Here is a 19,403-nt window from a genome sequence, read left to right as displayed (position 1 = left end):
GAAATATGGCGATTTCACCTCCCCTGCCGCGGGCAGAGGAGGCGAATAAAGACAGTTTACAGCAGTTGAGAAAGGCGATTTAAATCAGATTGAATAGCGCCAGCAGTAACATCACGCCCAGCGCCAGGGCCACGGATGACCAACGGGTTGTCGCGATACCAACGGCTTTCAATGGCAAAAACGTTATCGCACGGCAATAAAGAAGCCAATGGATGGTCAGCACGTACTGCTTCAACGCCCACCCGCGCCTTACCATTAGCATCAAAGCGGGCAACGTAACGTAACACCAGACCCATTTCGTTCGCGGCTTCTAAGCGCTGAATCATTTGCTGATTCAATGCCTCGCCATTTTCAAAGAATTGATCCACGGAACCCACATCAGCACCGGCAGGTACTAGCGATTCTACCCGCACCTGATTTGGTTCAATGTCGTAACCGGCTTCACGGGCTAAAATCACCAGCTTGCGCATCACATCTTGCCCGGAGAGATCCACGCGCGGGTCAGGTTCCGTTAGGCCCTGTTGCCAGGCTTGATCCACTAGCTCGGTAAAAGGCACCGTGCCATCAAATTGCAGGAATAACCAAGATAGGGTGCCGGAGAAAATACCGCTGATCGCCAGAATACTGTCGCCGCTATCACGCAGGTCGCGCACCGTGTGGTTCACCGGCAAACCGGCCCCCACCGTGGCGTTATACAGCCAATGGCGGCCTGTTTTGGAGAAAGCATCGCGGATTTGGCGGTAGTTATTACTGCTGGAGGCTCCGGCTAATTTATTGGCGCTGATAACGTGGAAACCGTAGCTGGCAAAGTCCAAATATTGCTCGGCCAGTGATTCGCTGGCGGTCACATCCAACACCACCAAATCATCAAACGGATGCGCGCGCATCCACAAGAACAGTGACTCTTCATCCTGTTCTTTGGCCTCATCATCATAAAATGCTAACGTCCGGCTGGCATCCAATCCATCATAACTCAACAGACTGCGGCGGCTATCCACAACACCGGCCAGCACGAATTCAAAACCACTGCGCGCCGAGATATTTTTTTGCTCCCGGGCGAAAAGCTCCAACCAACGCGCGCCAATATTGCCTTTACCGAACAGCATCAAGCCAATGCGTTTTTCGGCGCGGAATAATGATTGGTGCAAACCTTGAATTAAGTGCTCAGTCGGCCCAAGACGCAGCACGGCGACCATGCTGATACCATCTTCAGCTTGCCAGATAAACTCGACCGGCTGGTCTTTCAGTTGTTGGTAGAAACGATGGCTGTGCAGTGGGTTCTTACTGACCCCCGCCCCCACCAAGGCCACCAATGCCAGCCCCTCACGCAGAGATAATTTCCCCGGCAGCGCGGCATCTTCCAACACTCTTAGCGCGCTATCGACCACTTCTGAGGTATAGCAAAGTTGCAATAAATTACGGTCAGGGTGAATACCGGTCGCCAGCGGCTTGATTTGCGCGCGTTTGAGCAGTAAATCAATTTCTTTCTGTGCCAGCGAGAAATCATGATGACTGGCAATCTGCAATTCGATCAGGCAAACATCATCGTGGCTGGTGACAATTTTGGCACCCGAACCTGAAGCCAGTACCCGCTCAATGCGGGTTGAACCTTGTTCTGGCTGATAGCTACAGCGCAACTGCAAATCGATATCACTGCCCGAAACCGGCTGCAGTGTGCGGGTATGCAACACTGGAGCCGCCAAACGGGCCAGCTCACTGGCTTCATCCAAGCGCAATAAGGGCAGCAAACAAGCATCTTTCACTTTGCGCGGGTCTGCACTGTATACCCCCGCCACGTCACTCCAAATAGTAACGCGTTCGACTCCCGCCAACGCCCCGACCTGAGTGGCCGAGTAGTCACTGCCGTTACGCCCCAACAACACGGTTTCGCCGGTGTTATTACGCGAGATAAACCCAGTGACCACCAGACGTTGGTGGGGATACTGCGCCATCAATTGTTGCAACAACGGATAAGAACGGCCTTCGTCGATTTGTGGCTGCGCCGCACGTTCAGCACGTAAGAAGCTGCGAGCATCAAGCCAGGTCGCTGCCATATCGAGTTTGTTCAATACCGCAGACATCAAGCGAGCAGACCAAATCTCACCATGGCCGACCACTTCAGCATAAATTGCATCGTCGACTTTGTTATCTAACAGGCCCGCCAGGCGTTCCAAATCATGGATAAACTCACTAATCAGCGGTTCAGCCATTTCTGGCGATAATAAACCGCTAATCAGGTCATGTTGGTAACGACGCAAATTCTGCTGCACCTGATGGGCAGAAAGACGATCACTTTGGCTGAGTTTCAGCCAACTAATCAGTTGGTTAGTGGTGCTACCTGCCGCAGATACCACCATGAGATCGCCGGGATGGCTGTAGTTGGCCATAATATTAGCCACCCGCAGATAACACTTCACATCCGCAAGGCTACTACCACCAAATTTATGCAGTTGACGACCCGTCACCGCCGCTGCTACCGCTGTTGCATTCATACTTACCTCAGTCTCTCGCCAACTGGAAAGCATTGTCCAAATCGGCAATCAAATCTTCGCTGTCTTCGATACCCACGGAAATTCGCAATAAACTATCAGTAATACCTGCGGCAGTGCGCGCTTCTGGCGCCATACCGGCATGAGTCATGGTCGCGGCGTGGGAAATCAGGCTTTCAACGCCCCCCAAAGATTCTGCCAAGGTAAATAATTCAAGGGCAGAGAGGAAACGGCGCAGTACCTGTTCATCACCATTCAGCTCAAAACTGAGCATCGCACCAAAACCAGACTGCTGACGGCGAGCAATTTCGTGGCCGGGATGTTGTGGCAGAGAAGGATGATACAGCTTTTTCACTAAAGGCTGCTGCTGTAAATAGCGAACAATTTCATCCGCGTTGCGCTGTTGTTGAGCCATACGTGGTGATAACGTGCGTAACCCGCGTAATAACAAGTAACTGTCGAATGCCGCGCCAGTCACACCAATATTGTTCGCCCACCATGCCAACTCGACAGCAAGTTCAGGATCTTTGGCAATCACCGCGCCAGCGACCACATCTGAATGGCCATTCAGATATTTGGTACAGGAATGAACCACCAGATCCGCGCCTAAAGCCAGCGGCTGCTGTAATGCTGGGCTAAGGAAGGTGTTATCGCAAACCGTTAATGCGCCGACGGCATGAGCGGCTTTACAGATAGCGGCAATATCCACCACCCGTAACAGCGGGTTACTCGGGGTTTCAATCAACACCAGCTTGGGTTTTTCCGCCAGTGCCTGACTCAGCGCCACTTCATCGCCTTGGTCAACAAACAGAACCCGATATGCACCGCGCTTGCTTAAACTATCGAATAGGCGGTAGCTGCCGCCGTAACAGTCGTGGGGGGCTACCAGTAAATCGCCCGGTTTAAGAAAAGTGGTGCAAACCAAATGAATCGCCGACATCCCGCTGCTGGTCATTACCGCGCCAGCGCCCCCTTCCAGCTCAGCTAATGCGCGCTGCACGACATCACGCGTCGGGTTGCCGCGACGTGAATAGTCATGGGCGCGTGGCTGATTAAAATCGATAAAATTATAGGTACTGGAGAGGTGAATCGGGGGGACAACGCAGCCGTATTGCTCGTCATCGTTCAATCCGCTACGGACTGCTATTGTTGCCTGTTTACGCGTCATATGGATTTCCACCAGCCGGATATCGAGAAAATGTTACGTCAGAGTAGACTCACAAATTACGGACGTCAATACATCTGGACATCTAAACTTCTTTGCGTATAGATTGAGCAATGGGATAATAACCGCTAAAATTATAGAGGTTTTAGATATCCTCATGATGTCAGTCAGATTTCAGTGGTGCTTTGTTTAACCGCAAAGATGATAGAGAAAGGTAATAGCTATCAATAAATAGCAAAAAAGGTTATTTCAGTGACATTAGTCTAGTAAAATCGACATTTATTTAGTGAGAACAGTGAAGATCGGGCATAATTGGCCGGTTTTCAGAATTTAGTATTTTTCCGACAAATTTAAGGTGTCCCATGGCTGAGTGGAACGGCGAGTATGTCAGCCCTTACGCTGAACACGGTAAGAAAAGCGAACAGGTCAAAAAAATTACGGTATCCATTCCGCTGAAGGTGTTAAAAATCCTCACCGATGAACGGACCCGCCGTCAGGTGAACAACCTGCGCCACGCCACCAACAGTGAATTGTTGTGTGAGGCTTTTTTGCATGCATTTACCGGTCAGCCGCTGCCGAATGACGAAGATCTGCGTAAAGAGCGCAGTGATGAAATCCCGGAAGCCGCGAAGATTTTAATGCGTGAGTTGGGTGTTGATCCCGATACTTGGGAATATTGATTTCCGGCGGCAGCTCAGTTTATTGGTCAATGTGAGCCAGGCGGTAGAAATGAAAAAAGGCGCCTAAGGCGCCTTTTTCGTCTGACGGGCAATTACGCTTTAGCAGCACCCGGCACGCTGAAACGCTTGTTAAAGCGGTCAACACGGCCACCGGTCGCAACATCACGCTGCTTGCCAGTGTAGAACGGGTGGCATTCGCCGCACACGTCCAGATTCAGGTCATGACCAACAGTTGAGTTGATCTTGATAACGTTACCGCAAGAGCAAGAAGCAGTAACTAAATCGTATTTAGGGTGGATACCTTTTTTCATGGAAAAACCTCTATATTTAGGCCGCGTCGCTATCCAGCCCTACTCCGCCAGACACCACACGATTGATAAATAACAATTTATCGTTAACGAATAGTTGATTGCTAACGAACAGTTGATTGCTAACGAATAATCGCCGATAAAACAAACAACGGTTGTTAACAGAATTTGATATCGAATTATATCAAAGGCGGCAAATAATACAGAATTTGACCAAGCCGCGCAATCGAATCCGCACATTGTGGGGCACGCAGTGTAAACTGTTCAATCTTTATTTAGACCATTTTATTTATACCCTAAATAATTCGAGTTGCGGGAAGGCGGCAAGCGAGTAAATCCTCAGGAGCTTACATAAGTCAGTGACTGAGGTGATTGAGCACGGCCAACGCACATGCGGCTTGAAGTATGACGGGTATATTAGGATAAAAACACATGTCCGTTGTTCAAGTGGCCTTACCCGTACCGCTAACTCGCACCTTTGATTACCGCCTCGACAGCGCTATGGCCTGCCCGGTAGTTGGGGCCCGCGTCAGTGTGCCATTTGGCAAACGTAATGCCATTGGGATCGTGGTGGGTATCAGTGATACCAGCGCATTCCCCCTTGAACAACTCAAAGCCATTGATGCGGTTTTGGACAGTGACAGCTTATTCCCACCCAGCTTGTGGCGCATTCTGTGCTGGGCAACGGAGTATTATCATTATCCGATAGGCGAAGTACTGTTTCATGCTTTGCCCATTTTATTGCGCCAGGGAAAGCCCGCGAAATCCGCTCCTTTATGGCAATGGTTTGCCACAGAACTTGGTCGCGCCACACCGCCGGAGAGCTTAAAACGTGCTCCGAAGCAACAACAGGCCCTTGCTGCATTATTACAAAAGCCGGTTTATCGCCATCAAGTGAATGAAATGGCATTAACTGAAAGCGCGTTGCAAACCTTGCGTAGCAAAGGGTTGATTGATCTGCGAGCGCAAGAAGTGGCGACCACGGACTGGCGCAATGGGTTTTCGGTGCTGGGCGAACGTCTGCGGCTCAATACCGAGCAAGCCACTGCCGTCGGGGCAATTCGCAGTGAAGATACCCAGTTTGCCGCCTGGCTGCTGGCTGGGGTGACCGGCTCCGGTAAAACCGAGGTTTATCTCAGTGTGCTGGAAAATATTCTGGCGCAGGGCCACCAGGCGCTGGTTTTAGTCCCTGAAATTGGCCTAACTCCGCAGACCATTGCCCGTTTTCGCGAGCGTTTTAATGCACCGGTTGAGGTGCTCCATTCCGCTTTAAACGACAGCGAGCGCTTATCCGTCTGGCTACGGGCGCGTAACGGCGAAGCCGCGATTGTGATTGGGACTCGCTCTGCGCTGTTCACCCCATTCTCCCGTCTGGGGGTCATCATTATTGATGAAGAGCATGACAGTTCCTATAAACAGCAGGAAGGCTGGCGCTACCACGCCCGCGATTTAGCAGTGTTCCGCGCCCGTGAAGAAGGCATTCCTATTGTGATGGGGACAGCCACTCCCGCGCTGGAAACTTTACATAATGTTCAAATGGGTAAATATCGCCAGCTAACCCTGTCAAAACGGGCGGGTAATGCCAAGCCAGCGGTGCAGCACTTACTGGATCTCAAGGGGCTGCCATTAAAAGTTGGCCTTTCTCAGCCGCTGCTAAAACGCATGAAAGCCCATTTGCAAGCCGACAACCAAGTGATTTTGTTTCTCAACCGCCGCGGTTATGCCCCCGCTTTGCTGTGCCATGAATGTGGTTGGATTGCGGAATGCCAGCGCTGTGACCACTATTACACCCTGCATCAGAATCACCGCCAATTGCGCTGCCACCACTGCGACAGCCAACGCCCAGTGCCGCAACAATGTCCGAAATGCGGCTCGACCCATATGGTCTCCGTGGGTGTCGGTACCGAACAGTTGGAAAACGAATTAGCGCCTTTATTCCCAGACACCCCAATCACCCGCATTGACCGCGATACTACCAGCCGAAAAGGCTCGCTGGAGCAACACCTGGCTGATGTGCATCAAGGGGGGGCGCGGATATTGATTGGTACCCAAATGTTGGCAAAAGGCCACCACTTCCCGGATGTCACTTTGGTGGCATTGCTGGATGTCGATGGCGCGTTGTTCTCGGCAGATTTCCGTTCGGCGGAGCGCTTTGCGCAGCTTTACACTCAAGTATCAGGCCGCGCAGGGCGGGCGGGTAAACAAGGCGAAGTCATTTTACAAACGCACCACCCTGAGCATCCGCTGCTGCAAATTCTGCTACAACAAGGCTACGATGCCTTTGCCAAACAAGCATTGGCGGAGCGAAAAAGCGTATTTTTACCGCCCTATACCAGCCATATCATCGTGCGCAGTGAAGACCACGATAACCAGCAATCTGCGCTATTTTTGCAGCAATTGCGCAATTTGTTGGAAGCCAGCCCGCTGAAAGACGAGGCATTATGGATTATGGGGCCGGTTCCGGCGTTGCAGGCTAAGCGCGGCGGGCGCTTCCGCTGGCAATTACTGTTGCAGCACCCCTCACGGCAATTCCTGCAACGGCTGATTAAAACCTCTCAGCCACTTATCAATACGTTGCCGCAAGCACGGAAAGTGAAGTGGACATTAGATGTTGACCCAATAGACAGCTAATCGACCGATATCACCGTGATGTTAGCGGTAATGCCAATGATTTTGGGCGTAAAATCGCATCATAAAGCAATCGATTACCCCACTTTCTGCGAGTCAGTTCGAAAAAACCTACTTATGTCACACTTTTTATGCAAATTAGGTAACAAATTGCCCCAACGATCTGTATAGAATGACGGAAAGCCTGCATTAAGCATTAGTGCTGACTCGGAGTCAGAGCAAGGAGAAAGGCGTTGGAACATAAGAAAGAATTCACGATGGCCACCATGAAGGATGTGGCCGAAATGGCCGGTGTTTCAACTGCGACGGTATCGCGCGCATTGATGAATCCGGAAAAGGTTTCAACAATGACTCGGCAAAAAGTGGAGCAAGCTGTTCTGGCTGTCGGTTATTCTCCCCATGCTTTATCTCGCAATATCAAACGTAACGAATCGCGCACTATTCTGGTTATTGTGCCGGATATCAGCGACCCCTTTTTTGCTGACATCATCCAAGGCATTGAACATGCCGCTGCCCAACAAGGTTATCTGATATTAATTGGTGATTGCGCACAACAACCCCAGCAAGAGCGTAGCTTCGTTAACCTGATTATCACCAAGCAGATTGATGGCATGTTGTTGCTAGGCTCCAATCTACCTTTCGATGCCAGCAAGGAAGAACAACGTAATTTACCGCCGATGGTGATGGCAAATGAGTTTGCACCCGAGTTAGAACTGCCCACCGTCCATATTGATAACCTTACCGCGGCCTATGAAGCGGTAGAATATCTGATTAGATTGGGTCACAAACGTATTGCCTGTGTGGCAGGGCCTGAAAACTTTCCGCTATGCCAATATCGGCTACAGGGCTATATCCAGGCGCTACGTCGTAATGGTATTGAGGTCGACAGCAACTATATTATACGCGGCGATTTTAGCTATGAAGCGGGCGCTGACACCTTTATCAAGCTGATGGAGCTGCCGGAACCCCCGACCGCAATATTCTGTCACAATGATGTCATGGCGATAGGCGCGATGTGGCAGGCGAAGAAAATGGGCCTGCGCATCCCGCAGGATGTCTCTGTCGTCGGCTTCGACGACTTGAAACTGTCACAGTATTGCGATCCCCCTTTGACCACCGTGGCACAACCACGTTATGAAATTGGTCGGCAAGCCATGTTACTATTACTCGAACAGTTACAAGGGCATCCAGTACAGAGTGGCTCCCGCTTGTTAAATACCGAATTAATTGTCAGGGAAAGTACTGCTGCGCCTAAACGCTAGGCAAATATTCAGGGGTTCAGTAACATGACGGGCTTATTCCATCATCACGACGCAGCGAAACGATAGTGGCACAAAGAGATTATGTAAGCCGAGGGCGCTCAGGAGCGCGGCGCAAAAGCACCAGCCGGAAAAAACGCAGTGCTCCAGCAGTATCCAAAACCGTGATGGCACTGGCCGTCGCGCTATTAGTGGTATTTGTTGGTGGCCTTTATTTCATCACCCACAATAAGCCGGGCGAGCTTCCGTTACTGCCCAGCCATGATCCGCGCACCGGCAATGGCTTGCCGCCGAAACCCGAAGAACGCTGGCGTTATATTAAAGAGTTGGAAAACCGTCAGATTGGCGTCCCGACACCGACAGAGCCCTCTGCCGGTGGCGAAGTCAATTCTAAAACGCAACTGACCAATGAGCAGCGCCAATTGCTTGAGCAGATGCAGGCGGATATGCGCCAGCAGCCAACCCAGCTTTCAGAGGTGCCGTATAACGAAGGGATGCAGGTGCCACGCTCTGCGGTGACCATCAAACCCCCGGTCACCAATATGCAGCAGCAACCATTAACGCCGCCGCGTCAGACGGTTGCGCCAGTGCCAGCACCACAGACACAAGTGCCGCCGCAGGTCACGACACCACCGCGCACTCAGCAACCGGTTACTCCAGTCGCGCCAGCGGTGACACCGCCGAAACCGGAAAAAGAGAAAGAAAAAGCGCAACGCTGGATGGTGCAATGTGGTTCATTTAAAGCCGCAGAACAGGCGGAATCTATTCGCGCCCAATTGGCATTCGAAGGTATCGAAAGCCGCATTACCGCAGGCGGTGGCTGGAATCGCGTGGTACTCGGCCCTTACAGCACCAAAGCTGCGGCGGATAAAGCTTTACAGCGTTTGAAAGGTGCGGGCCAATCAGGATGCATCCCCCTCGCGGTTGGGGGTTGAAAAGTAGTAATCCTCCCCCATTTATAATCTCAATATACCCCGTATTGTTTTGCTGAAAGGCAATACGGGGACTCATTCAGTCCGCAACGAGGGTCCGCTCGTGACAACAATTGTAAGTGTACGCCGTAATGGTCATGTAGTTATCGGTGGTGATGGCCAGGTCACTCTGGGCAATACCGTAATGAAAGGCAACGCCAAGAAAGTACGCCGCCTTTATAACAATAAAGTCATTGCTGGGTTTGCTGGCGGTACTGCCGATGCCTTTACACTATTTGAGCTATTTGAACGCAAACTGGAGATGCACCAGGGACACCTGACTAAAGCGGCGGTTGAATTAGCCAAAGATTGGCGCACTGACCGCATGTTACGCAAACTCGAAGCACTCTTGGCTGTTGCTGATGAAACCGCATCACTCATCATCACCGGTAATGGTGATGTGGTTCAGCCTGAAGATGACCTGATTGCTATCGGTTCCGGTGGGCCTTATGCCCAGTCTGCCGCGCGCGCGCTGCTAGAAAATACTGAATTGGGTGCGCGGGATATCGTGGAAAAATCACTGAGCATTGCGGGGGATATCTGTATCTACACCAACCGCTTCCAAACCATTGAAGAATTAACGTACGAAACGTTATCAACACATAAAGCGTAAGGATAGAGTGACATGTCTGAAATGACCCCACGCGAGATTGTCAGCGAACTTGATAGCTATATTATCGGCCAGGATAAAGCTAAACGTGCAGTGGCCATTGCCCTGCGTAACCGCTGGCGTCGGATGCAGCTTAACGAAGAGCTGCGCCACGAAGTTACTCCTAAAAATATTCTGATGATCGGCCCGACCGGCGTGGGTAAAACTGAAATTGCCCGCCGTCTGGCAAAACTGGCCAATGCGCCGTTTATCAAAGTAGAAGCCACCAAGTTCACCGAAGTGGGCTATGTAGGTAAAGAAGTTGATTCTATTATCCGCGATCTGACCGATGCAGCGGTGAAAATGGTTCGTCATCAATCCATTGAGAAAATGCGTTATCGGGCGGAAGAATTGGCCGAAGAACGTATTCTGGATGTGCTGATCCCACCGGCCAAGAATAACTGGGGCCAACCGGATGAAACTCAAGAGCCATCCGCGACTCGCCAGGCTTTCCGCAAAAAACTGCGCGAAGGTCAGCTTGATGACAAAGAGATTGAAATTGATCTGGCGGCATCACCGGTCGGTGTTGAAATCATGGCCCCTCCGGGCATGGAAGAGATGACTAACCAGCTGCAATCGATGTTCCAGAACATTGCTGGCCAGAAACAAAAACCGCGCAAAATCAAAATCAAAGAAGCATTTAAACTGCTGATTGAGGAAGAAGGCGCGAAGTTAGTCAATCCAGAAGAGCTGAAGCAGCAGGCGATTGATGCGGTTGAGCAACACGGTATCGTGTTTATCGACGAAATCGATAAAATCTGTAAACGCGGCCAGACTTCAGGCCCGGATGTGTCCCGTGAAGGGGTACAACGTGACTTGCTGCCATTGGTTGAGGGCTGCACCGTATCAACCAAACACGGCATGGTGAAAACAGACCATATCCTGTTTATTGCCTCCGGCGCATTCCAAGTCTCCAGCCCATCAGATCTTATCCCGGAATTGCAAGGTCGCTTGCCAATCCGTGTAGAATTGCAGGCGCTGACCACCGATGATTTTGAACGCATCTTGACTGAGCCGAGTGCTTCGTTGACTGAACAGTACAAAGCGCTGATGGCAACTGAAGGGGTGACGGTTGAGTTTACCCGTGAAGGTATTCGCAAAATCGCGGAAGCGGCATGGCAGGTTAATGAGCGCACCGAGAATATTGGCGCACGTCGCTTGCATACCGTGTTGGAACGTCTGATGGAAGATATCTCTTATGACGCAAGCGAAAGTAATGGTCAGTCCATCACTATTGACGCGGCATATGTGGGTAAACATCTGGATGAGCTGGTAGCCGATGAAGATTTGAGTCGTTTTATCCTATAATTCGCTTTATAAGCCTTTGCTGGATAAAATGGTTCGCCAAATTAATATTGAGTGGGAGGCGATGCCTCCCACTCTTATTTTATTAACTCGCCGATATGGGCGGACCAGACTCCTATAAAATGAAGCAGAAAATGAGCCTATCAACTAATACCAGCCAGACCCAGGCTTGGCTGGAAAGCCTGCGGCCAAGAACGCTGCCACTGGCCTTTGCCTCTATCGTTACCGGTTCAGCACTGGCTGTCTGGCTCGATAGTTTTAAACCCGCTGTCGCCTTGCTCGCCTTATTAACCGCTGGCCTGCTGCAAATTTTGTCCAATCTCGCCAATGATTATGGCGATGCTATCAAGGGCAGTGATACCGAAGAACGTATCGGGCCATTGCGCGGTATGCAAAAAGGGATGATTACGCGCCAGCAAATGAAAGTCGCGCTTATCATCACTGTTAGCATGACCGTCATTTCAGGTATCGCGCTTATTGCCGTGGCCTGCGAAAAACCCAGCGACATTTTAGGCTTTTTACTGCTTGGGCTGATGGCCATTGTAGCCGCAATTACCTACACCGTGGGTAGTAAACCCTATGGTTATATGGGGTTAGGTGATATTTCAGTATTGGTTTTCTTCGGCTGGCTGAGCGTCGCAGGGACTTACTATCTTCAAGCTGGGCACTTTGACAGTATCGTCATGCTACCCGCCACCGCCTGTGGTTTACTGGCGACGGCCGTTTTAAATATTAATAATTTGCGTGATATCGAAAATGACAAAGCCAATGGCAAGAACACACTGGCAGTGCGTTTAGGCCCGGTGGTTGCTCGTTATTATCATGCCCTGCTGATCACGGCAGCTATCTTCTGTCTGGCATTATTCAATATTCTGTATCTGCATAATTGGGCAGGTTGGCTCTTTATTCTGGCAGTTCCCTTGCTGGTCAAGCACGCACTATTTGTGCTGCGTGAACCCACCGCCGCGGGGATGCGCCCCATGCTCGAGCACATGGTCAAAGCCGCGTTATTGACCAATATTCTGTTTGCTATCGGCCTGGTGCTCAGTTAACCCCGCCGGTTTCTTTCTCCGGGCAACAGCCGATAAACCGGTCCGGAGAAATTTAACAATTGATGATTTTGCCAACAGCGGCCAGAAAGAGATATACTTAACATCCCAGCCGCAACCAGACGTTAATCCTATGAAATATGATACTTCCGAACTCTGTGACATCTATCATGAAGAGGTCAATGTGGTAGAACCCCTGTTCTCCAATTTTGGCGGGCGCACTTCATTTGGTGGCAAGATTACTACTGTAAAATGTTTCGAAGATAACGGCTTGTTGTTTGACCTGCTCGAAGAAAATGGTCTTGGCCGTGTTTTAGTCGTCGATGGCGGTGGCTCAGTGCGCCGTGCATTAATCAATGCTGAACTCGCTGATTTGGCGTTAAAAAACGAGTGGGAAGGCATTGTTGTTTACGGTGCTGTCCGTCAGGTTGATGAACTGGCCGAATTGGATATTGGTATCCAGGCGATGGCCGCTATTCCGGTCGGTGCCGCAGATGAGGGTATTGGTGAGAGTGATATCCGCGTTAACTTTGGCGGGGTGACATTCTTCTCCGGTGACCACTTGTACGCAGACAACACCGGGATCATCTTGTCAGAAGAACCTTTGGATATTGAATAATATCTCTCTGGTTTATCAACTATACCCTAAATAATTCGAGTTGCAGGAAGACGGGTATAGAAAGGGCGATATCAATATCGCCCTTTTTGCCTTTCGTACTCGAACAAGCTGCGTAACTAGCGGCTTTCAGCAATATATTGATGATGCTTTAAGCCAACTGGCACTCAGACTTCTTCCATCTTTCCCAACAGAGCACGCAGACGATCCTGCCAAACATGCTGTTCTTGTTTCAATTGCTCATTTTCGCGCACTAGCGCTTCACGGCCACCTGCCGCTTCCTGAACTTCTTGGGACAAGGTGTTATTTTTCTCTTTCAGCTCTTCAATTTCCATCTGTAACAGAGTGATGGTATCAATCGCCTGCTGAACTTTAACTTCCAATTTCTCAAATACTTCAAATGACATTCTTCGGTCCCCTTATGAGTCGCAAGGCGTACATCCTTTGGTCGCAGTCATCATTTCTAACTTCAGTTGCCACGCAAACCGCAGTAACTATCGGCGAATGAAACTGCTGTGAATACTTATCGCGCTATATATCCAACAAACTAGTGTAACAAGCGCTATGTTTTAGGCGTCCCATCGCACAGGCGACGCAATATGATAAAAACGATAGTCTTATAAGGCGATGCCCTTGTAGAGCGATTGTATGTAGCCAGTCTCCCCCTGTCTAGCGCCATACCGGTACAAACCACACTCTGTAGCAATTTCGTGTCAGTAACTATCAGTGAAAGCCGAAAAACACTTACCGCCCATCCAGCTAAGTGATACACAGCTTTAACAACTGGGAGAGAAAGCACTGGTCTGATCACACTTTCAAAGTCCCTTAACATCCGCGAATAACGCGAAATCGCTCATTTTTATGACGCACCACACACATTTTGATTTCGCTATTTCTCGTTTGTGCTCGTTAACGATAAATTTACATCACTCCCTCCGCACTCCGGAGGGCAAAAATAAGAAATACCCTATAAATCTCTGTCTCTAGGACATCTACTATGAGCCAAACCGCTAGTTCGACCTTGAAGGGCCAATGTATCGCGGAGTTTCTCGGTACTGCTCTACTTATCTTTTTTGGTGTGGGCTGTGTCGCTGCATTAAAATTGGCAGGTGCCAGTTTTGGGCAGTGGGAAATTAGTATCATTTGGGGCCTGGGGGTTGCCATGGCCATTTATCTCACAGCAGCAATTTCAGGTGCTCACCTTAATCCAGCAGTGACTATTGCCTTATGGCTATTTGCCTGCTTTGATCGCAGTAAAGTTATTCCCTACATTTTGGCACAGATTGCCGGTGCATTTTGTGCTGCGGCCTTAGTGTTCGGCCTCTACTACAACCTGTTCATCGATTTTGAACAGACTCATCAGATAGCACGCGGCAGTGTTGAAAGTCTGAATCTGGCCGGTATTTTCTCTACTTATCCAAATCCACATATTTCTGTTTTCCAGGCATTCTTGGTTGAAACGGTCATTACCGCTATTTTGATGTGTCTTATCTTGGCACTGACTGACGACGGTAACGGTATTCCACGCGGCCCACTGGCACCCCTGCTGATTGGTATTTTGATTGCCGTTATCGGCGGCTCAATGGGGCCACTGACCGGGTTCGCCTTAAACCCGGCGCGTGACTTTGGTCCAAAACTATTTGCTTATTTTGCAGGTTGGGGTGAAATCGCCTTCACTGGCGGGCGTGATATTCCTTACTTCTTAGTCCCTATCTTCGGGCCAATTGTCGGCGCATTGGTAGGTGCATTCGGTTATCGTGCTCTGATTGGCCGCCATTTGCCATGCGATGTGTGCGCCATTGAAGATGAAGAAACCACGGTTACGACCACAGAACGCAAAGCGTAAATATTAGATACTGTCACTTAAAAAGTAGGCTAACTATGACAACTGAAAATACTACTCAAAAGAAATACATTGTCGCGCTTGATCAAGGAACCACCAGCTCCAGAGCAGTGGTGCTGGACCACGATGCCAATATCGTGAGTGTTTCCCAGCGTGAATTCACCCAAATTTACCCGAAAGCGGGTTGGGTTGAGCATGACCCCATGGAAATCTGGGCTACGCAAAGCTCCACATTGGTCGAAGTGCTGGCCAAAGCCGGCATCAGTTCTGACGAAATTGCCGGTATCGGTATTACCAACCAACGTGAAACCACCATCGTTTGGGACAAAGCGACCGGTAAGCCGGTGTATAACGCTATTGTTTGGCAGTGCCGCCGTACCGCTGAAATCTGCGAGAAACTGAAAAAAGAAGGTCTGGAAGAGTACATCCGCCACAACACCGGGCTAGTGGTTGACCCTTACTTCTCCGGCACCAAAGTGAAGTGGATCCTTGATAACGTAGAAGGCGCTCGTGACCGCGCTGAGCGCGGCGAGTTGCTGTTTGGTACCGTAGACACCTGGCTGGTGTGGAACATGACGCAAGGCCGCGTACACGTAACGGATTACACCAACGCATCACGGACCATGATGTTTAATATTCGCACCAAAGAGTGGGACGAGCGCATGCTGAAAGCGCTGAATATCCCGCGATCCATGCTGCCAGAAGTTCGCCCATCCTCAGAAATTTACGGCCAGACCAACATTGGGGGTAAAGGCGGAACGCGTATTCCTATCGCCGGTATCGCCGGTGACCAACAAGCCGCGCTGTTCGGCCAGCTTTGTGTACAACCGGGCATGGCAAAAAATACTTACGGAACAGGCTGCTTCCTGCTGATGAACACCGGTACAGAAGCGGTTCAATCCAATCATGGCCTACTCACCACCATTGCCTGCGGCCCACGCGGCGAAGTCAACTATGCGCTGGAAGGCGCGGTATTTATTGGCGGCGCATCCATCCAATGGCTGCGTGATGAGCTGAAACTGATCAGTGATGCCACCGACTCCGAGTATTTTGCCACCAAAGTGAAAGACAGCAACGGCGTGTATGTGGTGCCTGCTTTCACTGGGTTAGGTGCTCCTTATTGGGACCCGTATGCCCGTGGCGCGATTTTCGGCCTGACCCGTGGTGTTAACAGCAACCACATTATCCGCGCCACCCTCGAGTCTATTGCTTATCAAACTCGTGATGTACTGGATGCGATGCAAGCGGATTCAGGTGAACGCCTGAAGTCACTGCGTGTTGATGGCGGCGCGGTTGCGAACAACTTCCTGATGCAATTCCAAGCCGACATTCTGGGCACGCGTGTTGAGCGCCCGGCAGTGCGTGAAAGCACGGCGCTGGGTGCCGCATTCCTCGCGGGTCTGGCGACGGGCTTCTGGAATGATTTGGACGAAGTGAAGAGCAAAGCCACCATTGAGCGCGAATTCCGTCCAGGGATCGAAACCACCGAGCGTGACTTCCGCTATAAAGGCTGGAAGAAAGCAGTGGCCCGAGCTCAAGCTTGGGAAGATCACGAAGAATAACGGCCCGCCGGTAAAATCGAGTCTGTTTTAAGCTCTCTATAACGCGCCATCCCCCCCGATAGCGCGTTTTTTATTGTGAAAAATCTCATCACCCCCAAAGACACCCTACGGCTTCACGTCACAAAGATGGTAGAATTCCAGCTTACATTCTTCTTCTATTACCACCTCAATTAACAGGTCTAACCATGAAACGTGAACTAGCCATCGAGTTTTCTCGTGTCACCGAAGCTGCTGCGCTGGCGGGCTATAAGTGGCTGGGTCGGGGCGATAAAAATGCTGCCGACGGCGCTGCTGTTCAAGCCATGCGTATTATGCTCAATCAGGTCAATATTGATGGGCAAATTGTTATCGGCGAAGGTGAAATCGATGAAGCCCCGATGCTGTTTATTGGTGAGCACGTCGGTACTGGCCAAGGCGATGCCGTTGATATCGCCGTTGACCCTATTGAAGGTACCCGCATGACTGCCATGGGTCAGGCCAATGCGCTGGCCGTGCTGGCGGTGGGAGATAAAGGCACATTTTTACATGCACCTGATATGTATATGGAAAAACTGGTGGTTGGCCCTGGCGCTAAAGGAGTAATCGACCTGAACCTGCCGCTAGAACTCAACTTGCGCAATGTTGCCATCAAGTTGAATAAACCACTGACTGACTTAACTGTTATCACGCTAGCCAAACCGCGTCATGACGGCATCATCGCCGAAATGCAGCAACTTGGTGTCAAAGTGTTTGCTATTCCCGATGGCGATGTCGCGGCCTCTATTTTAACCTGCATGCCAGAAAGTGAAGTGGATGTGATGTACTGCATCGGCGGAGCACCTGAAGGGGTGATTTCTGCTGCGGTAATCCGTGCATTGGACGGCGATATGCAAGGCCGTTTATTAGCGCGCCATCAAGTCAAAGGCGATAATGAAGACAACCGCCGCATTGGCGAACAAGAGCTGGTACGCTGCAAATCAATGGGTATCGAAGCCGGTAACGTGCTGTTATTGGGGGATATGGCTCGCAATGATAATGTGATTTTCTCTGCCACTGGGATTACCAAAGGTGACCTGCTGGAAGGCATTTATCGCAAAGGAAACATGGCGACCACCGAGACACTGCTGATTCGCGGTAAATCCCGCACTATTCGCCGTATCCGCTCGACTCATTTCCTTGACCGCAAAGATCCGGCATTGCATGAGTTCTTACTGTAACTCGGCTAACTAGCTCTTTAGCAAAGCATAAAACATAGGCGGCTGATAAAATCAAACGAAGGGGAAACGTGCCGTTGGGGTCGTAGTCGCGTAAGCGACCGAAGTGCCCCTGGGTGCGATAACCCTTTCGCTCACAATACTATTAGCGACTTAAACACGGTGTTCTTGCGGCTGCATCCGGTGAGATAATGGCCACCAGCACAGCAAAATCAATACCGCCATAGCAAACATCAACAGCCCTAAGCTGAATTGCCCAGTTTGTGGCAGCATGGCTGACAACCACGTCGCCAGACCTGACCCGACATTCTGCAACCCTCCAATCAAAGCCCCCGCAGCACCGGCCAGATAAGGGAAAGGCTCCATTGCCCCGGTGGTGGCCAGCGGGAACAGCATCCCAGCCCCAAAGAAGAATAGCGCAGCCGGTATCACCAGCGTCCAAATATTCATAATGCCAAACCAACCGGGTATCCACATCATCAAACCCGCCAGCAGACAGCTGATCACCGAGTGCCACATCAGGTTATGGAAAGTTTTACTGTCGCGACCGGCGTACCACGCGCCAAAAAACGCCGCCGGAATCGGCAGGATAAATAAAATACTGACCGTCACCCCGCTTAGCCCCAGCACGCCGCCCATCAACACGCCCGCACTGGCTTCAAATACCGCAATACCCGCTAATGCACCAATCAACATCACCAGATAACAGCTAAAAGCGCGGTCAGAGAACAATAAGCGGAAACTGGCCAGCATTCGTCGTTTTTCAGTTTGTTGTGGCCGAGTTTCCGGTAACCAGCGAAACATGCAAAATGCCACCCCACCACATAAAAAAAGCAGAAATGCGTAGCTTGCACGCCAGCCAAACAGACTGGCCAACACCCCACCAATAATCGGGGCCAAGAGCGGGCTGACCAAAATCCCCATGTTCAACATACTGTTGGCGTAGCGTAGCGCCGTGCCGCCATATAAATCTCGCGGCATAGTTCGCGCCATCACTCCCGCAACCCCAGTGCCCATGCCCTGCAAAGCACTGGCTGCGACCAGCATGGGCAAACTATTTGCCAGCCAGGCCCCCAATGCGCCCAACATGAATATCATCATACCCACCAGAATGACCGGCCGACGCCCAACCCGGTCAGACAGTGGGCCATAAATCAGTTGCGAGAAGCCATAAGTCAACAGATAGGCCGCCATGACGCGCTGCACCGTGCCAGTGCGCACTGAAAAGTCGCGGGCGATATCCGCAATAACAGGGACGTAAATGGTTTGCGCCATCTGACCGACAGCCACCAACAGAATCAACATCACCAGCAGGTGGAAATTCTCTATTTTTCTCATTATCTTAGCTATTAACAAATTGTTAGCCGGACCTCGTGCCGCACCCATCTGGCCGTAAAAAGCCATATTTTGCGAGCACCCCACTATTTTTGTGACACAACTCACTTGGCGCATAAGCTAACAAATTCAGATTTTTTAGCGAGCCAGCACGACATATTGCTAAAAGGTCGGCTGGCAGATAAAAACACCACTGGCGTAAAGTTAACTGTCCATATATTCGTTTCCGGCCCCCGAACACTACAGTGGCACTCATGGCGTAAGGAGATAACATTTAATCGATAATATTTTCTACTAATATCCCCTAAAATACCGGCAGCGCTTTAGGTACTACTTTCGATAAGTATTTGA

The 19,403-nt window shown here is 50.6% G+C and carries 16 protein-coding genes; 11 read left to right on the top strand and 5 right to left on the bottom strand.

Features of this window, described 5'->3' with window-relative positions; translation table 11 throughout:
- Positions 1–56: 56 nt before the first annotated feature.
- Entirely contained in the window at positions 57–2,492 is a 2,436-nt protein-coding gene (locus FTA91_RS06485) for a bifunctional aspartate kinase/homoserine dehydrogenase II (protein ID WP_145535698.1), read from the bottom strand.
- Between the two features lie 7 nt (positions 2,493–2,499).
- Complete coding sequence (gene metB / locus FTA91_RS06480) at positions 2,500–3,657, bottom strand: cystathionine gamma-synthase (protein ID WP_050114741.1); 1,158 nt, start codon at positions 3,655–3,657, stop codon at positions 2,500–2,502.
- 359 nt (positions 3,658–4,016) lie between these two features.
- Between metB and metJ the strand changes: the two genes are divergently transcribed.
- Positions 4,017–4,334, top strand: coding sequence for a met regulon transcriptional regulator MetJ (gene metJ / locus FTA91_RS06475; RefSeq protein WP_004392248.1), 318 nt, complete (start codon positions 4,017–4,019; stop codon positions 4,332–4,334).
- 92 nt (positions 4,335–4,426) lie between these two features.
- Here the strand turns inward: metJ and rpmE are convergent, their stop codons facing one another.
- Positions 4,427–4,645, bottom strand: coding sequence for a 50S ribosomal protein L31 (rpmE, locus tag FTA91_RS06470; RefSeq protein ID WP_050114744.1), 219 nt, complete (start codon positions 4,643–4,645; stop codon positions 4,427–4,429).
- Between the two features lie 429 nt (positions 4,646–5,074).
- On the opposite strand from rpmE, the gene priA reads away from it, so the two are divergent.
- The 7 genes from priA to rraA all read left to right on the top strand — a co-directional run bounded on the left by priA (position 5,075) and on the right by rraA (position 13,122).
- Complete coding sequence (priA, locus tag FTA91_RS06465; protein ID WP_145583088.1) at positions 5,075–7,273, top strand: primosomal protein N'; 2,199 nt, start codon at positions 5,075–5,077, stop codon at positions 7,271–7,273.
- Between the two features lie 230 nt (positions 7,274–7,503).
- Positions 7,504–8,532 (top strand): DNA-binding transcriptional regulator CytR, encoded by a 1,029-nt coding sequence (cytR, locus tag FTA91_RS06455; RefSeq protein ID WP_145535702.1) that lies wholly within the window; start codon positions 7,504–7,506, stop codon positions 8,530–8,532.
- A gap of 65 nt (positions 8,533–8,597) precedes the next feature.
- Positions 8,598–9,464, top strand: a complete 867-nt coding sequence (gene ftsN / locus FTA91_RS06450) for a cell division protein FtsN (RefSeq protein ID WP_145535704.1) — start codon at positions 8,598–8,600, stop codon at positions 9,462–9,464.
- A 100-nt stretch (positions 9,465–9,564) separates the two neighbouring features.
- Positions 9,565–10,113 carry an ATP-dependent protease subunit HslV gene (hslV, locus tag FTA91_RS06445; protein WP_038638000.1) on the top strand — a complete coding sequence of 183 codons (549 nt, stop codon included), beginning with the start codon at positions 9,565–9,567 and terminating at the stop codon, positions 10,111–10,113.
- A gap of 12 nt (positions 10,114–10,125) precedes the next feature.
- Positions 10,126–11,457, top strand: coding sequence for an HslU--HslV peptidase ATPase subunit (gene hslU / locus FTA91_RS06440; RefSeq protein WP_004392241.1), 1,332 nt, complete (start codon positions 10,126–10,128; stop codon positions 11,455–11,457).
- Between the two features lie 131 nt (positions 11,458–11,588).
- Positions 11,589–12,506, top strand: coding sequence for a 1,4-dihydroxy-2-naphthoate polyprenyltransferase (locus tag FTA91_RS06435; protein WP_145535706.1), 918 nt, complete (start codon positions 11,589–11,591; stop codon positions 12,504–12,506).
- A gap of 130 nt (positions 12,507–12,636) precedes the next feature.
- Positions 12,637–13,122, top strand: coding sequence for a ribonuclease E activity regulator RraA (rraA, locus tag FTA91_RS06430; RefSeq protein WP_038637991.1), 486 nt, complete (start codon positions 12,637–12,639; stop codon positions 13,120–13,122).
- A 164-nt stretch (positions 13,123–13,286) separates the two neighbouring features.
- Here rraA and zapB read toward each other — a convergent pair whose 3' ends face one another.
- Positions 13,287–13,526, bottom strand: a complete 240-nt coding sequence (gene zapB / locus FTA91_RS06425; RefSeq protein ID WP_004392238.1) for a septal ring assembly protein ZapB — start codon at positions 13,524–13,526, stop codon at positions 13,287–13,289.
- 590 nt (positions 13,527–14,116) lie between these two features.
- Here zapB and FTA91_RS06415 point away from each other — a divergent pair.
- The 3 genes from FTA91_RS06415 to glpX all read left to right on the top strand — a co-directional run bounded on the left by FTA91_RS06415 (position 14,117) and on the right by glpX (position 17,720).
- On the top strand, positions 14,117–14,965 hold the full coding sequence (locus FTA91_RS06415) for an MIP/aquaporin family protein (RefSeq protein ID WP_050114754.1): 849 nt from the start codon (positions 14,117–14,119) through the stop codon (positions 14,963–14,965).
- 35 nt (positions 14,966–15,000) lie between these two features.
- The gene (gene glpK, locus FTA91_RS06410; RefSeq protein ID WP_050114756.1) at positions 15,001–16,524 is read left to right on the top strand and encodes a glycerol kinase GlpK; all 1,524 of its coding nucleotides are present in this window, start codon (positions 15,001–15,003) and stop codon (positions 16,522–16,524) included.
- Between the two features lie 185 nt (positions 16,525–16,709).
- Positions 16,710–17,720 carry a class II fructose-bisphosphatase gene (glpX, locus tag FTA91_RS06405; protein ID WP_050114759.1) on the top strand — a complete coding sequence of 337 codons (1,011 nt, stop codon included), beginning with the start codon at positions 16,710–16,712 and terminating at the stop codon, positions 17,718–17,720.
- Between the two features lie 150 nt (positions 17,721–17,870).
- On the opposite strand, the gene emrD is transcribed toward glpX, so the two are convergent.
- Positions 17,871–19,055 carry a multidrug efflux MFS transporter EmrD gene (gene emrD / locus FTA91_RS06400; protein ID WP_050114892.1) on the bottom strand — a complete coding sequence of 395 codons (1,185 nt, stop codon included), beginning with the start codon at positions 19,053–19,055 and terminating at the stop codon, positions 17,871–17,873.
- Positions 19,056–19,403: the final 348 nt, after the last annotated feature.

Source organism: Yersinia thracica (genome assembly GCF_902170565.1).
Taxonomy (GTDB): Bacteria; Pseudomonadota; Gammaproteobacteria; order Enterobacterales; family Enterobacteriaceae; genus Yersinia; species Yersinia thracica.
Note: the sequence above shows the minus strand (reverse complement) of the source record. Positions and strands in the feature narration are given on the sequence as shown.